The sequence below is a fragment of the Luteolibacter sp. Y139 genome (assembly GCF_038066715.1).
Taxonomy (GTDB): Bacteria; Verrucomicrobiota; Verrucomicrobiia; order Verrucomicrobiales; family Akkermansiaceae; genus Haloferula; species Haloferula soli.
On record NZ_JBBUKT010000002.1, the window covers coordinates 58383 to 73079 of the forward strand.

General features: G+C 62.1%; 13 protein-coding genes. 10 read left to right on the forward strand and 3 right to left on the reverse strand.

Annotated features, from left to right (window positions below; all coding sequences use genetic code 11):
* Positions 1–34 precede the first annotated feature (34 nt).
* The 3 genes from WKV53_RS05280 to WKV53_RS05290 all read left to right on the forward strand — a co-directional run bounded on the left by WKV53_RS05280 (position 35) and on the right by WKV53_RS05290 (position 5290).
* Positions 35–931 carry a hypothetical protein gene (locus WKV53_RS05280; protein WP_341403309.1) on the forward strand — a complete coding sequence of 299 codons (897 nt, stop codon included), beginning with the start codon at positions 35–37 and terminating at the stop codon, positions 929–931.
* Between the two features lie 492 nt (positions 932–1423).
* Positions 1424–4504: an Ig-like domain-containing protein gene (locus WKV53_RS05285; RefSeq protein WP_341403310.1), complete on the forward strand. Its 3081-nt coding sequence runs from the start codon at positions 1424–1426 to the stop codon at positions 4502–4504.
* A 45-nt stretch (positions 4505–4549) separates the two neighbouring features.
* The gene (locus WKV53_RS05290; RefSeq protein ID WP_341403311.1) at positions 4550–5290 is read left to right on the forward strand and encodes a hypothetical protein; all 741 of its coding nucleotides are present in this window, start codon (positions 4550–4552) and stop codon (positions 5288–5290) included.
* A 207-nt stretch (positions 5291–5497) separates the two neighbouring features.
* Here WKV53_RS05290 and WKV53_RS05295 read toward each other — a convergent pair whose 3' ends face one another.
* The 3 genes from WKV53_RS05295 to msrA all read right to left on the reverse strand — a co-directional run bounded on the left by WKV53_RS05295 (position 5498) and on the right by msrA (position 9412).
* Entirely contained in the window at positions 5498–6121 is a 624-nt protein-coding gene (locus WKV53_RS05295; RefSeq protein WP_341403312.1) for a hypothetical protein, read from the reverse strand.
* 163 nt (positions 6122–6284) lie between these two features.
* On the reverse strand, positions 6285–8420 hold the full coding sequence (locus WKV53_RS05300) for an AMP-binding protein (RefSeq protein WP_341403313.1): 2136 nt from the start codon (positions 8418–8420) through the stop codon (positions 6285–6287).
* Between the two features lie 359 nt (positions 8421–8779).
* Positions 8780–9412: a peptide-methionine (S)-S-oxide reductase MsrA gene (gene msrA, locus WKV53_RS05305; RefSeq protein ID WP_341403314.1), complete on the reverse strand. Its 633-nt coding sequence runs from the start codon at positions 9410–9412 to the stop codon at positions 8780–8782.
* Positions 9413–9601: 189 nt separating this feature from the next.
* On the opposite strand from msrA, the gene gspG (WKV53_RS05310) reads away from it, so the two are divergent.
* Genes gspG (WKV53_RS05310) through WKV53_RS05340 form a run of 7 tightly spaced genes read left to right on the forward strand, consistent with a single transcriptional unit; the run spans position 9602 to position 14645 of the window.
* Positions 9602–10039, forward strand: a complete 438-nt coding sequence (gene gspG, locus WKV53_RS05310) for a type II secretion system major pseudopilin GspG (RefSeq protein ID WP_341403315.1) — start codon at positions 9602–9604, stop codon at positions 10037–10039.
* Positions 10040–10083: 44 nt separating this feature from the next.
* Positions 10084–10521 carry a type II secretion system major pseudopilin GspG gene (gspG, locus tag WKV53_RS05315; protein WP_341403316.1) on the forward strand — a complete coding sequence of 146 codons (438 nt, stop codon included), beginning with the start codon at positions 10084–10086 and terminating at the stop codon, positions 10519–10521.
* Positions 10487–11092 (forward strand): prepilin-type N-terminal cleavage/methylation domain-containing protein, encoded by a 606-nt coding sequence (locus WKV53_RS05320; protein ID WP_341403317.1) that lies wholly within the window; start codon positions 10487–10489, stop codon positions 11090–11092. The genes gspG (WKV53_RS05315) and WKV53_RS05320 overlap by 35 nt, the downstream gene beginning before the upstream one ends.
* 19 nt (positions 11093–11111) lie before the next feature.
* Positions 11112–11549 carry a type IV pilus modification PilV family protein gene (locus WKV53_RS05325; RefSeq protein ID WP_341403318.1) on the forward strand — a complete coding sequence of 146 codons (438 nt, stop codon included), beginning with the start codon at positions 11112–11114 and terminating at the stop codon, positions 11547–11549.
* Entirely contained in the window at positions 11546–12475 is a 930-nt protein-coding gene (locus WKV53_RS05330) for a PulJ/GspJ family protein (RefSeq protein WP_341403319.1), read from the forward strand. Before WKV53_RS05325 ends, WKV53_RS05330 begins: the two co-directional genes overlap by 4 nt.
* Positions 12472–13401: a type II secretion system minor pseudopilin gene (locus tag WKV53_RS05335; RefSeq protein WP_341403320.1), complete on the forward strand. Its 930-nt coding sequence runs from the start codon at positions 12472–12474 to the stop codon at positions 13399–13401. Before WKV53_RS05330 ends, WKV53_RS05335 begins: the two co-directional genes overlap by 4 nt.
* Positions 13398–14645 carry a PilN domain-containing protein gene (locus WKV53_RS05340; protein WP_341403321.1) on the forward strand — a complete coding sequence of 416 codons (1248 nt, stop codon included), beginning with the start codon at positions 13398–13400 and terminating at the stop codon, positions 14643–14645. Before WKV53_RS05335 ends, WKV53_RS05340 begins: the two co-directional genes overlap by 4 nt.
* Positions 14646–14697 lie beyond the last annotated feature (52 nt).

Here is a 14697-nt window from a genome sequence, read left to right on the forward strand (position 1 = left end):
TGTCCGCGGACGGCTTGTCCAATCCATTTCACCGATGAGACGCATCCTCGCCCTTTTTGCCGCGCTGCTGATGCCCGCCGCGGCGCCCGCCCAGGCTCCTGCCGCGGCCGATATCAGCAAGGCGCTCGTGGCCAACTACGGCACGTGGCGCAACGCCATGCTGCGCAAGGACTACCCGGCGTGGCAGCGGACCACGGCCCAGTACCGGCAGGTGGAGACGCGCAATCGCATCGTGTCCGAGAAGCGTCCGTTTCCCGGATCGATCTTCGAGGTTCCCGCGCCGCCGCCGCCGCTCGACGGGCTGAAAATGATCCATCTCTCGCAAAAGGGTGCGACCGCCAAGGCGGCTTTTTTCGGGAAGATCAATTTCGACATCGGCGGTGAGCCGACTGAGAACGTGCTGGTGCTTTCCTTCATCAACGAAGGTGCCTGGCACTACGATCGCGCGGATTTCGTCAATCTAGCGGGGCTGCCGGAAGTCCGGAAGGAACTTGCCGCCGGGGACCTGAAGTATGTCGCGGAGACGATCGACTTCCAGGCAACCGGCGCGGTGCCGGCGACGCCGCCCGCAGTGAATCCCGCGAAATACATCGCGAAGGTGTATGTCTTCAGCCCGGGCCGGGAGGTGCAGGTGCAGGTGAACCAGTTCAGCCGTCACCGTTTCGCGAATGCGAAGGAGGCGGAGATCGTGGTGGGGGGGGCAGTGGATGGCTCGAACTCGGTGGCGTATACGATCAAGGGCCTGGAAGGGGGCACCGGAAAGGAAGCGCTGACGATCCGGGTCTACCTGATGTCGGAGATCGAAGGGACCAAGCCGCTCAAAGCCTTTGAGTATCAGGTGAACGAGGGGGAGCCGGTGCAGGGGTTTGGCAAGGGAACCTTTACGGTGGACCAGGCGACGGCGGCGAAATTGGTTAATTCTTCCCGATAATTTATCGGGATTTGCAAATTTTTTTTATTTCGGGGCGCTTTGGCGGTGCCTTGATCCCTTATTAACAAAAGGAAATTGGCGGCGACAGCTGTTAATCAGGGACGTTCAAAACTTATTCACAGATTTGCTTGTTAAGATTTCCGGATCTTTTAGGATGCCGCAAAGGTCAAACCTTCTAACGGGATTTGACCCAATGGAACGGTTCCATGAAAAGCCCCGGCATCATCGCCAGCAACCCCGTGATTTTCCAAGGAACGAAGCCATCTAACACCCGCACGGGTGGTGGCTTCGCGATCGCGCGGGGTGTGGTGGTGCCAATGAAACGGGCGGGAACCCCCGAAGCTTTCAGAGATCGCAACCGGAATACTCCGATTCCCCCGGAGTGGACGGCTACCTGCCCGGCAGGAGCCTCCAGCAGGTTGTGTTTCGCCTGCCCCCCGCGGCCACGTCGAGGGCCGCGCCACGTGAAACCGAACCCCTATCGCCAGAACGATGAACCATTTGGTCGCCGCCAATAAAAAACCCCCACTACCCCTCGCCCAGAAACTCCCCAAGATCCTCGCCGCCGTCTTTGCCGCGGCCCTCAGTTTCGCCGGAAGCGCTTCCGCTGCCGGGACGAATTCCGTGTCTTTGGCCTGGGACCCGAATCCCGAGACGGACCTTGCCGGCTACCGCCTGCAATATGGGCTGACTCCGGGGAGCTACCCGAATGTCATCGACGCTGGCAAAACGACCTCGGCGACGGCCACCGGCCTGAACCAGGGGACGACGTACTATTTCACGGTGGTGGCCTACAACACCGCCGGGCAGACCGGGACCGCCTCTTCGGAGGTTAGCTACACGGTTCCAGGCACGCCGAACACGGCGCCCGCTGCGAGTGACTTCTCGCTCACGGTGGCGGAGGACGGCCAGGCGACGGCGACGCTTTCCGGCACGGACGGGGAAGGTGATCTGCTGACTTACAGCATTGTTTCGGCTCCAACGAAGGGCACGCTGACCGGCACGGCACCGAACCTGACTTACAAGCCGGCTGCCAACGCCACGGGCAGCGATAGCTTCACTTATCGCGCAAACGACGGCGCGCTGAATTCCGCCAATGCGACTGTCAGCATCACGATCACGCCGGTGAACGACCTCCCGGTGGCGAGCGCGAAAAGCGCCACGGTTGCGGAAGACGGGCAGGTGGCGATCACGCTTTCCGGCAGCGATGTGGATGGCGATGTGCTCACCTATGAGATCGTCACCGCCCCGACGAAGGGCACACTCAGCGGCACCGCGCCGAACCTGACCTACAAGCCGGCGGCCAACCTCAATGGCAGCGACAGCTTCACCTATCGGGTGAACGACGGCACGGCCAACTCGGCCGCGGCGACGGTCAGCATCACGATTTCAGCCGTCAATGACGTCCCGGTCGCGGATGCGCAGACACTTAGCGTGGCGGAAGACACGCCGCTCACGATCAAGCTCACGGGATCGGACGTGGAGAACAGTTCGCTCACGTATTCCATCGTCACCCAGCCGACCGGCGGGACGCTTTCGGGAACGGCTCCCAATCTCACTTATACGCCGAAGGCAAATTTCAACGGAGCAGACAGCTTCGCGTTCAAGGTGAACGATGGCAGCGCCAACTCGGCGGCTGCGTGGATTTCCCTCACGGTCACGCCGGTCAATGACGCTCCGGTGGCTACGCCGATTACCTTGGGCACGGCGCCGAACACGGCACTGGCGGTCACCCTGGCGGGCACCGATGTCGAGGGCAGTCCGCTTACCTATGAAGTCGTTACTTCGCCGGTGAATGGCACGCTCAGCGGCACGGCACCGGCTCTGACCTACACGCCGAATCTCAACTACACCGGCAGCGACAGCTTCACCTACCGGGTGAACGACGGCACGATCAACTCGGCCACGGCGACGGTCAGCATCACGATCGCGGCTGGCAACATCGCTCCGGTGGCGAATTCGCAAAGCCTGACCGTGGAGGAGGACTCGACGCTTTCGATCAAGCTCACTGGTTCCGATCCGGAAGCAAAGCCGATCACGTATTTCGTGATCACCCAGCCGACGGGCGGGACGCTTTCGGGAACGGTTCCCAATCTTACCTACACGCCGGCGGCGAATTTCAGCGGCGCGGACAGCTTCGCCTTCCGGGTGAACGACGGGAACTCGAACTCACCGGCGGCTTGGATTTCGATCACGGTCACACCGGTCAATGATGCGCCGGTGGCGACTGCGCGCACCATTTCCACGACACCGGGAGTGGCTGTGGGGGTTACCCTGGCGGGCACCGATGTCGAAGGCAGCGCTCTGACCTATGTGATCGTCAATGCTCCGGCGAATGGCACGCTCAGCGGCACGGCGCCGAATCTGACCTATACGCCCAATACGAATTTCAGCGGCAACGACAACTTCACCTACCGGGTGAATGACGGGACGCTGAACTCGGCGAATGCCACGGTGGCGATCAGCGTGGGTGTCTCGAACCGGGTTCCCCAGGCTCACACGAAATCGGCAACGACGATGAAGGGCAAGGCGGTGAAGGTGACGCTCAGCGGCACCGACCCCGATGCCGACACGCTGTCCTATCGCATCGTCAGCGCTCCCGAAGACGGCACGCTGACGGGCACGCCGCCCAACGTGACTTACACGCCGGTGGCCAAGTGGACTGGCAATGACAAGTTCACCTACGTGGTGAACGACGGAAAGGCGGATTCGCCGGTTGCGACGGTCAACGTGAAGGTGAAAGACGCCAATCAGAAGCCGACGGCAACCTCGCGGAGCGTGGCCGTGAATCAGAACACCACGGTGACGATTTCCGTATCGGGAACCGATGCGGACGGTGACAGCCTGACCTATGCGATGGCCGCGGCTCCCAAGTTTGGGACGATCGTCGGCAACGGGGTGGATTTCCGCTACACGCCCAACACCGGCTTCAAGGGCAAGGACAAGTTCACCTTCGTGGCCAATGACGGGACCATCAATTCCGCGGTCGCCACGGTTGAGATCAACGTCGTCAATCCCAACAACAAGGCTCCGTCCGCGCTCTCCCAAAATCTGGGCGCACCGGCCAAGAAGGCGGTGGCGATTTTCCTCCAGGGCACCGATCCCGACAGTGATCCGCTGACCTTCCGGGTGGTCACTCCGCCTGCCAATGGCACGATCACGGGCAAGGGAGCGAACCTCAAGTTCAAGCCTGTGGCCACGTTCTCCGGCACGGTCAGCTTCACGTATGTGGCCAATGACGGCAGCCTTGATTCGGCGCCGGCGACGGTGACCATCACGATTGCTCCGCCAGCTCCGGCGGTGCGCAGCATTGCGGCCAAGTCGAAGGCAGCCGCCGTGGGAGAAGCGGGGCCGGTTCCGGGATTGGTCGTCAACAGCACGCCAACCGGCGGGATGATACTCACGGTGACCGGCGTGCCGGGCCAGCGCTACGCGCTCGAGCACTCTGAGAATTTGACCGGCTGGTCGAACCTCCAGGAGGTGGATATTCCGGAGACGGGTGCGGTCGACCTGGAGATGACCGTGCCGCCCGGAGCGGTGCGTGTTTTCTTCCGCCTGCAGACACCGGATTGATGCTTCGCCTTGGCAGATACGGCTTTCATCGGCAGGATTGCATCGATGAAAGCCGTGATTGTCCTCTCCCTGGTGCCGCTGGTCCTGACCGCAGGGCCGTTTGATGTTTCGCTGTTGCAAGTGCAGGCGGGGCGACCTCTGGGTGAGGATGTGCCGTTCGAAGTGAAGCCGATGGGCTATGAGCCCGGGGCGAAGCTATCATTCCTGGTGCGCGGGGAGAACCTGGTGGCGTTCAAGGACGACTCGGTGGAGATCAAGTCGTTCAAGCTCGGCGACGGCCGCGAGTGGTCGCGGACTCGCAGCGGGAAGGCGAATTGGAAGCAGGAGAGCTTTTCCAAGGTGGGCGAGGACGGGAAGGTGGGGAGTTTCACGGTGGGGTTTCCCGGCGATCTGTTCGGATCGCTTGAGGGGGCGTCGCTTGATGGGACGATCACGGCGGTCACGGCTTCCAAGGCGGAGGAGAAGAAGATCGAGCTGACGGCCGGGGATAAGACCAAGAAGCCATTGGGACCATTTGAGATCTCTGCTGCGGAGGGCGGGGGATTCTTGGGTGGTGGTGGCGATGGGACTTCCATCACGATCACGGGTGATCACAAGGCGGTGGTGGAGATCACCGTCATGGATGGTGGGACGAAGCTCGATGGCAATGGCAGTTCCTCGATGAACGATGCGAAGACGTATCACTTCGACAAGGCGAAGGGCGAGAAGCTGGCGGTGACGGTGCGTTATTGGACGGACCTGAAGGAGGAGGCGGTGCCGTTCAAGATGGAGCCGGTGAAGAAGTAGGGGCGGGTGGTTTGTGTCCCGTGGCGATGGAATTGTTAGACGCCGCGGTGGTGCTTCAGGCGTGGCTGGAGTCCCTCCGGGATTCCTTTCGCGTTCCATGGGGTCCGGTGGTCTTTGCCGCTGCGCGGCTGTGACCACCGGCTACTCGCTTTGATCCCTCCGGGATCGTGGGGCTGCGTTTAAAAGAGAGGGTGGCGCGAAGGCGGCTCAATTATTGATAGAGAAATCAATTTCGGTTCTCTGCTTTTCAAACCGAGTGAATGCTCCGATCCCGAAGGCCTTCACGTCATTTTCAGGAGCAGCTACCGACCATTTCTTCTCGCCTCCTTGGAAGACCGCAAAGGTGATCTGTCCGTCCTTTTTCGCGACACTCCAATTGTAGTCCACGCCCTTCTTGAGATCCATTGAATCGGTCTTCAGCTTGTCGTCAGCGACTTCGAGAACGATGATGTAACGGACGCTGCCCTCGATGGCAGGCTCGCCTACCTTCAGGGCGCCAGCGCGCTCCGAGATGGGAATCATGGCAATTTTTCCGAGGTGAAGAACCGGAGCTCCTTCGATTTTCCCGTCGGGATTTTTCATTTCTCCCTTGATGCGGATTCTCGTCTGTTCCTTGGCAGCGGTAACGGTCACTTTATGCTCATCGAAGATGCCTTTGGTCTTCGGATCAATTTTGACGTTAGGGCGGTTATTGCTGTAAGGATAAATGCTCACATCCTTCGCCAGTATTGGAGCGAGCTTTTCAGTCTTAGCTTCTTGGGCTGACGAAGGCAGGCACGACAGGAAAAGTGCCGCTACTGCTGTCAATCTGAGAAGGGATCCATTGACCATGGGATAACCTTATTTCCTACCTGCGAGCAGCGAAACTAAAATCCTGTCAGTAGCCAGCCTCCCGGACGTGGCTTCTCATTTCCCCGAGTGGAGAACGTACGGGCGGTCCAAGGTGGCTGGATCACCTATAAAGCTCCTAAAGTGCGACCACGTTAAAGACGTATCAGCCGAGCGCTAGCTCCTCGCAGCCCTTGAGGTCGAGCTTGCCGGAGGCGAGGACGGGGATCTCTTGGACGGGGACGATGATCTTGGGGCACCAGAGGGATGGGAAGCCTGCGTCCATGAGCTTGTAGCGGAGGTCGATGCATTCCTGTTCCAAGGCCGGGCCGGCGATGGTGGAGAGGAGGACGATGGCTTCGCCCTTGGCTTCGTCGGGGATGCCGACGATGGCGATCTTGCGTTCGGCTTCGGCGTCGAGGCCGAGGGCCTTGTTGATCGCGGCTTCGACGGTCTCGTGCGGGACCATTTCGCCGGCGATCTTCGAGAAGCGGGAGATGCGGCCTTCGATGTAGAGGAAGCCATCATCATCGATGCGGCCGACGTCACCGGTGCGGAACCAGCCGTCCTTGGTGAGGACTTCTTCCGACTTTGTGACGTTGTTGAGATAGCCGTTGAAGATGTTGGCACCCTTCATCCAGATCACGCCTTGCTTGTCGGCGGGCTGGGGTTTTTCGGTGGCGGGATCGGTGAGGCGCACCGCGATGCCGGGAAGGAGTTGTCCGACCGAGCCACGGCGATGTGAGGGCACGACGATGGCTTCACCGGATGGAGAAGGATCGGGCAGATTGACGTTGGTGGCAGGCGAAGTCTCGGTGAGGCCGTAGCCTTCCTGCGGTGCGATGCCGAAGCGCTCCTGGAACGATTGCGAGAGGTTCTCCGGCAGCTTCTCGGCACCGGTGACGACGAGTTGAAGGGAGCGGAGTTGTTCAGGCTCCACGCGCTTCATGTAGCCGCGGAGGAAGGTCGGCGTGGCGAGCAGGACATTGACGCCCTTCTGCGCGATGAGCTCGGCGAGGCGCTTCGTTTCGAGCGGATTCGGATAGGTCACGAGGTCGATGCCCTCGATGATGGGATACCACAGCGTGACGGTACAGCCGAAGGAGTGGAAGAGTGGCAGGCAGCCGAGGATGGCGGAGGATCCGGGGACGAGATCGAGGCGAGTGCCGAACTGGCAGACATTGCCCAGCACGTTGCGATGGGTGAGCGGCACGCCCTTCGGTTCGCCGGAGGAGCCGGAGGTGAAGAGCAGGATGCACTCGTCATTGCCGCGCTTCTTGCCGATGCCGAACAGCGTCGCGATCACCGACGAGGGCAGGAGCTTTCCGAGGATGGTCCAGGTGACGACCTTCTTCTTCAGGGCGGGCAGGGCGCGCTCGATGAAGATCATGTCGCGGTTCGGCGGCCATGGGAACGAGGCGAGCTTTCTAACAAACGGGTCCGCGGTGATGTAGCGATCGAGCTTCGACTGGCGCATCGCCGAGCGGACGGCTTCGTGGCCGGCGGTGAAGTTGAAGTTCACCGGGGTCTTGCCGGCGAAGACCGCGGCGAGGTTGGCGATGAGGCCGGCCTTGCCCGGCGGCAGGATGATGCCGATGCGGGGATTGTCGGTGGACTCCTTGAGATACTTGGAGAAAACGAGGGCGGCGCCGAGGATGCGGTCGAAGCCGATCGAGGAATCATCCGAGCCGTCGTGGACCTTGTTGCGCGAGTGCTTCTTGAGGCCTTGGAGCAGGGCAATGCCGAGCGAGGACTTGAGCAGCGGGCGGCGGGAAAAGGATTCTTCCACCAGCTCCATCAAACTCTCGCGGTAGGTCGCGGGGCTGGCGGTGCCGGGGGCGAGCAGGGTGCCGATGCCGATCACGGCCTGCGGCATGGAGCTGGTGCGCTCGATCGACAGGGCGGCATCGCGCGGGTAGTCCACCATGACCGGCAGCACCGGCAGGCCGAACGAGCACAGGGCGCGCAGGGTCTTGCCGGGAATGGTGCAGGGGATGGCCTTGCGGGAGACGGCGCGGCCGGGGATGTAGATGATCACGCCGCCGTTTTCGAGCGCGCCGCGGAGTTCCTCGCCCATCGCGTGGGCATCGTCATCGTCCGCGAAGGCGGCGGCAGCGCCGGAGCGCTCCAGATTTGCCTGGGTGGTGGGGTCCAGCTTCGACTTTTCCTCGACCAGCCAGGTGATGCGGCGGCCGGCGAAAAGCTTCTCGATCTGTGGCAGCTCGTGGGTGCCGATGCGGCCGGGAACGACAAGGCATCCGGTGGGTGGAACCCGGTCGGCGTGAAGAATCTGGATGGACATGGGCGCTGGAAAGACGTGGCGGAATCGCTCGCGGCGTATTGAAGCGCATCAGCCGGGGCAGGCACGGATTTTTTGCGCGCTCCGGTGAATCCGTTGTCGTCCGGCGTGTCTTTTCGGGCGTTCTCCTTCGGGTTGGTTGGGGATTTCAACCGCAGATGGACGCGAATGAGGGGATTTGACCGCGGATTTCGCGGATGGCGCGGATGAAAGGCGAAGAAGATCGGGACCGGGATAGATGGGATATGAAAAAGAAGAAGCAGCCGGACCCTGAGATCCGGCTGCTATCTGTGATCACTGTCTGTCTGCGGCTGCGCGGCCGTCCCGGGGGCAACTGAAAAGCTGGCCGGGGCGGGCCCCTTTTAGTGATTCAGCTTCAGCTTTTCGAGCTTGGGCGAGATCACCATGCGGCAGTAGCCGTTCTTGTTCTTGTTCTGGAAGTAGTAGTCCTGGTGGTAATTCTCGGCAGGGTAGAATTCACCGGCCTTGGTGATCTCGGTCACGATGGGGGACTTGAATTCCGACTGGGCCTCTTTCTTCGACTTTTCGGCGACGGCCTTTTGGGCGTCGGTGTGGTAGAAGATGGCGGAACGGTATTGGGGGCCTTCGTCGGCACCCTGCTTGTTCAGGGTGGTGGGGTCGTGGAGGTGCCAGAACCACTCGAGGAGCTTCTCCGTGGAGAGTTTCTTGGGGTCGTAGACGACCTGGACCACTTCGGCGTGGCCGGTGGAGCCGGTGCAGACCTGCTCGTAGGTCGGCTTGGCGACGGTGCCGCCCATGTAGCCGGAGACGGCGGCTTCCACGCCCGGGATCTGGCGGTAGACGGCCTCGACGCACCAGAAGCAGCCGGCACCGAGGGTGATGACTTCGGAACCTTCGGGGACCTTCGGGAGGGGGGCGGGCTTTTTGGCTTCTTCGGGCATGGCGTCTTTCGGTTCGCAGGAGGCAATGATGGGGAGGGAAAGCAGGAGCGCGAGCAAGTTGCGGCGGTTCATGGCGTTGTGAGCCGCTTCCCGCGGCAATATTCCGCACCCTAGGCGTGCTCCGCGGGAGGTAAAGTGAGGATTCCGGCGGATCTGCGGACGGCGATATGCTCGGGGAATGCAGAATTCTCCGACAACTTTTGGATCGCGCGGTGTTTTCCGAGTCGTAAGGGTTCGCCCAGCAACCCAAGTGAATCACTCATGAAATACCAAAACGTTATCCGCCGACGGGCGGCCGCCGGTTTCACCCTCCTGGAAATGGTTATCGTGCTCGGGATCATCGCCGTTCTGCTCGGCGGTTCGATCGCCCTGATCGGTGGCGTGGGTGAGAGCGCCAAGGTGCAGCGGGTGGAGCAGGATTTCCTGGCCATCGGCAATGCCCTGAAGTCGTACAAGATCAACGCCGGCACGTATCCGAGCACCTCCCAGGGCCTGAAGGCGCTGGTAGAGAAGCCGGGTGGCCAGCCCGCGCCGCGCCGCTGGGTGCAGGTCATGAAGAAGCTGCCGACCGATCCATGGCAGCACGAGTACGGCTACATTTTCCCGGGCCGCAAGGACCCGAGCGAACCCGAGATCATCTCCAAGGGCAAAGACGGGGTTGAAGGCGGGGACCAGGATTTCAGCAGCCAGGACGAATAAACCAGCGGCCCGTCCAAGCCAAGCGGTCCGCGTAAGACTTCATCATGAAATACAAGAATGTCATTCGCGGCCGCGTCGCCGCCGGTTTTACACTGCTTGAGATGGTGATCGTGCTCGGGATCATTGCGGTCCTGCTCGGTGGCTCGATCGCCCTGATCACGGGAATCCCCGACGTGGCGAAGACGCAACGCGTGGAGGCGGATTTCCGAGCCCTCAGCAGCGCGCTGAAGGCCTACAAGATGAGCGCCGGAAACTACCCGACCACGACCCAGGGCCTCGCGGCGCTGGTGGCCAAGCCGGGTGCTCCGCCGCCGCCGACGCGCTGGACGCAGGTCATGAAGAAGGTGCCGACCGACCCATGGGGTCACGAGTACGGCTACATTTTCCCGGGCCGCAAGGACCCGAGCGAATTCGAAATCATTTCAAAGGGGAAAGACGGAACCGAAGGTGGAGAACAGGATTTCAGCAGCCAGGACGCTTAAGCGGTCCCAAGCAGGATTCACCTTGCTGGAGATCGTGGTGGTCCTCGTGATCGTCGCGATCGTCATCGGAGGTGCATTCGGCCTGATGGTCGCATCCAATGACGAGCGGGCGCTGAACCGTGACTCGACGGAAATCGAGGTCATGGCAAAGCGGGCACGGGCGATCTCGTCCCTCCAGCAGAAGCCGTATGTCCTGGAATTCAACGAGCAGACCGTGACGCTGATGCCTCTGGCGGAAGCCCTGATCGATCCCCGGGATCGTGAAGAGGCGGCAGCCGCGCAAGAGGCCCGGGAGGCCAAGGCGGCCGCGGGAGGTGAATCGGCGAGCAAGGGATTCGCGGCGATGCATGCCAGCTACACCGTGGACCCGGACATCCGGATCTTCATCCGCCGCTGGGCGAGCGATACCTGGCTGCCGGTGAACGCGAAGAACCGGCACCTGTGGCGCTTCGATCCCCAAGGCTTCTGCGAACCCGTCGGGGTCCGCCTGGAATTCGGCCGCAGCTGGATTGAAAACGAGTTTCATCCCCTGACCGGAGGCATCCGGGATACGGCCAAGGAAATCTACTGACCGATCCGATCTCACTCTCATGAAGTCCCCGCAACGCCGCAACCGGCACCAGCGCCGCCACGCCGCTGGCTTCCTGCTCATGGAAGTCATCCTGGCGATCGGCGTGTTCGCCATCGCGGTGACCGGCTTCACGCTGGCACTCAGCCGCACCGCCGACCTGGCGGAACAAGGGCGGCGCGAACTGACCATCACCCGGCTGCTGCAAAGCTCGCTGGCGGAAGCGATGTCCTATCCGGTGCTGGAAGAGGGCAAGACCTCGGTGGCGGTGGACGAGATGAAGGAGGCGGGGATGGAGATCGAGACGATCGTGGAACTGCTGCCGGAAATGGAGAACGAGGACGGCCAGCTTTTGCAGGAGATGTATCGCATCGAGGTGGCGGCCCACTGGGTGGAGAACGGGGTGCCGCAGGAACAAACGGCCGAAACCTGGCGGTACTCGCGCCTTTACCAGCCATGAAGAATTCCACCGTCCAGCGCCCGGCCAATCGTGGCGGCTTCACCTTGCTAGAGGTGGTGCTGGCGATGGGGCTGCTCGCCCTCTTGAGCGGGATGATTTTCTACGCGGCGAATGCGAATCTCCAGCTCGGCAATGCCGTGGTGGAGCGCCAGAACGAGGAGGCTGAAAAGCACGCCTTCATCGAGCTGATGTCGCAGCAATTTGCGTCCCTGCCGGGCAACACCCGGATGGAGCTGCTATCGAAGGATGCGGGCACCCACTATACTTCCGACCTGACGCTTCAGAACGTGCCGATGACTTTCACGTGGGCGGGGGCGGAGAAGGTGGCGAAGGCGGTCCAGCTCTCCACCGTGCTGAAGCGGGACGGCTATCTGGACATCGTGCTGCGCTACTATGAGGAAGAGATCCTCGAGGACAGCGACAACGCGCAGAACAACAAGAAGGTGGATCCCTTCGCGGAAGTGGTGCTGCTGCAGGACGTCCGCACCTTCGAGTGGCGGGTGCTGGATGGCCGCACGATGGAGTGGAACTACGACTGGGATCTGGTGGGGCGCTTGCCGCTGCAGATGGAGCTGACGATTGCCTTCGGCAAGGAAGGCGAGCCGATGCGGCAGATTTTCTGGATCACGCCGAAGCAGGACCCCGAGGTGGCGATGCGCACGCTGCAGCAGCAGGCGATGACGGGTGGGATTGGCGGAGCGGGTGGCTTGGGTGGTGGTAACGGTATTCAAATAGGCGGTCCTGGAGGTCAGGGCGGTGGAGGCAGGGGACCTAATGGAGGCGGCGGTGGTCGCGGTCCTGGCGGCGGAGGTGGTGGCGGTGGCCGCGGTCCGGGTGGTGGAGGCGGCGGCGGCGGTGGTCGTGGCCCTGGAGGTGGTGGTGGCCCTGGAGGTGGTGGTGGTCCATTACAAGGAGGTGGCCGATGAAAAATTCTCGAACCAAGTCCAGGGGCTCGGCCCTTGTCGCGGTGCTGTGCCTGATCGCAATCCTTGGGATTGCCTCGATCGCTGCGATCCGGGTGGTGGCCTTTGATTCGGACGTGGCCACGTCGCAGATTCACGGTTTCCGCGCGGAGCAGCTGGCGGAGATGGGGATCGCGGTGGCGTCGAATCCGGCGGTGAAGCGCACGGATCCCTTGCTGAAGCAGTTTTCCGGAGAGAGTGGCGAGGGCTTCGAGGCCCGCATCATCTCCGAAGGGGAGAAGTTCAACATCAACGCGATCCTGCTCCGCAAGGACGAGCAGTTCCTGAAATCGCTCTTCAGCGACTGGGGGCTAACCCTCGAAGAGTCGCAGATGATGGTGGACGGGCTGATGGACTGGGTGGACCAGGACGACGAGGTGGGCCTCAATGGCGCCGAGTCGAAGTGGTATCTGGACCAAAAGCGGCTCAACCAGCCCTTCAACCGGCCCTTCTACAATCTCGACGAAATGCGGCTGGTGCGCGGCATGGACTACGTCGAAGCCGTCCGGCCGGACTGGCGGAATTGGTTCACGATCTGGAGTGGTGGCGCGCTCGACCTGAACGAGGCCTCCGCCGAATTGATCGCCGCGGCGTGCGAGATCACGCCGGAGGACGCGAATGTGATTCCCGAGACCGTCCGCGGTCCGGATGGGATCCGCGATACCGATGACGACGCACCGTTTCAATCCGTCGAACAAGCGCTTGCGCTTCTAGGCGTGGACGCCAGCCTGCGCCCTGAAATTTCCGCCCGCGTGACTGTGAACGATTCAACCACCCGCTTGGAAAGCATCGGCACCGTGGCCGGGGCGAAGCGGAAAATAACAGTCATCGTGCGCAACCGAACCGGAAGACCGGCGGTTTTGGAACGAACCGAGGAGGTGATGCCTTGAGCAAACAACAGGAAATGTCGCTGCTAGTCCCGGGTGCCCGGGGCTGGGAAATCTGGAAGCAAGCTACGACCGGCGGCTTTGTGCTGCAATCGGCCGACGGTCCTGCGCGTGCCTCGGAGCTGAGCAGCCTGCCCACGGGCAATCTGGCGATGCTGTTCCCGGTGCGCGGCTATCACGCGCTGCCCTTCAAGGCGTCCAGCACGGATGACTCGCTCTTCGACGACCTGGCGGCGATGCATGCGGAGCGGCTGGGCGTGCGCGCCGATCCGATGGCGGGCCAGCTTTCCGATACTTTCGTTGTCACCAAGGAGGAAGAGTCCGCGACCTTGCTCGGGGTGGTGCTGAAGTCACCGGGCGATGGCGACTTGCCGCCGCGCAGCCCGAAGGAGTTCGATATTTCCGCGCGTGCCTATGAGGTCCGCGGCGAGGCGGTGGCGGTGTGGATGGAATTCAGCCGCTGGGTCTTCGCCTTCTACCGGAATGGCAAGCTGCTCTACTCGCAGGCCACCTCAAGCGGTGGTGCCGCGCCGGATGCGGGGTGCCTGAAGGATATTCACCTCGCGCTCGGGCAGATGGCCATCCAAGGCCTCCAGCTCAAGCCCGAGGCGGTGCATGTCTGGTCGCCGGAAGGCGATGCGGGCAGCGCCGGCAGTCTGGCGGGCGGCTTCAATGTCCCGATCAAGGTAACGCCGCGCCCGGATCCGGTGCTGCCGGAGCCGCGCAGCAAGCTGCTGCCGGCCGACGTCCGTGCGGCCCGCCGCGCGGCCAAGTCCCGCCAGCAGAAGACGCTGGCGGTGGCCGCGGTGGTGATCGCCTACCTCGGCGCGGCAGGCTGGTTCGGCTACGGGCTGTGGAAGGATCAAAGCCAGATCAAGAAGCTCAAGGCGCAAGCCGAGTCGATCGCCCCGGCGGCGGACCGGCTGGCCTACGAGCAGCATCTGGCGATGTGGACCGAGCTCGATCTGGTGGTGGATGGCAACAAGGCGCCGGTGGAAATCATGTCCCGGATCGCGAAGGCGATCCCGCCGAATTCGGGCCTGCGCCTCAAGGTGGCCGATATTTCCGCCAACGAAATCAAGATCAACGGTGAAGCGCAGCAGGCCCAGCCGGTCAGCCAGTTCAGCGTGAACCTGATGAAGAACATGTCCGAGTTCAAATGGGAGAACCCGCCGCCCTCCAACTCCAACAAGGGCTGGACTTTCACCTTCACCGGGACCCGTCCCGATCCCAACGCCACCAAGTGATGTCGATTTACCGACAAGATTCCCTTCCGGCGGCATTTTCCTCCCGTTCCGA

Excerpts from the sequence above, each read along its gene's own strand:
- WKV53_RS05280 (WP_341403309.1), top strand. The coding sequence starts at position 35 with ATGAGACGCATCCTCGCCCTTTTTGCCGCGCTGCTGATGCCCGCCGCG.
- WKV53_RS05285 (WP_341403310.1), top strand. The coding sequence starts at position 1,424 with ATGAACCATTTGGTCGCCGCCAATAAAAAACCCCCACTACCCCTCGCC.
- WKV53_RS05290 (WP_341403311.1), top strand. The coding sequence starts at position 4,550 with ATGAAAGCCGTGATTGTCCTCTCCCTGGTGCCGCTGGTCCTGACCGCA.
- WKV53_RS05295 (WP_341403312.1), bottom strand. The coding sequence starts at position 6,121 with ATGGTCAATGGATCCCTTCTCAGATTGACAGCAGTAGCGGCACTTTTC.
- WKV53_RS05300 (WP_341403313.1), bottom strand. The coding sequence starts at position 8,420 with ATGTCCATCCAGATTCTTCACGCCGACCGGGTTCCACCCACCGGATGC.
- msrA (WP_341403314.1), bottom strand. The coding sequence starts at position 9,412 with ATGAACCGCCGCAACTTGCTCGCGCTCCTGCTTTCCCTCCCCATCATT.
- gspG (WP_341403315.1), top strand. The coding sequence starts at position 9,602 with ATGAAATACCAAAACGTTATCCGCCGACGGGCGGCCGCCGGTTTCACC.
- gspG (WP_341403316.1), top strand. The coding sequence starts at position 10,084 with ATGAAATACAAGAATGTCATTCGCGGCCGCGTCGCCGCCGGTTTTACA.
- WKV53_RS05325 (WP_341403318.1), top strand. The coding sequence starts at position 11,112 with ATGAAGTCCCCGCAACGCCGCAACCGGCACCAGCGCCGCCACGCCGCT.
- WKV53_RS05330 (WP_341403319.1), top strand. The coding sequence starts at position 11,546 with ATGAAGAATTCCACCGTCCAGCGCCCGGCCAATCGTGGCGGCTTCACC.
- WKV53_RS05335 (WP_341403320.1), top strand. The coding sequence starts at position 12,472 with ATGAAAAATTCTCGAACCAAGTCCAGGGGCTCGGCCCTTGTCGCGGTG.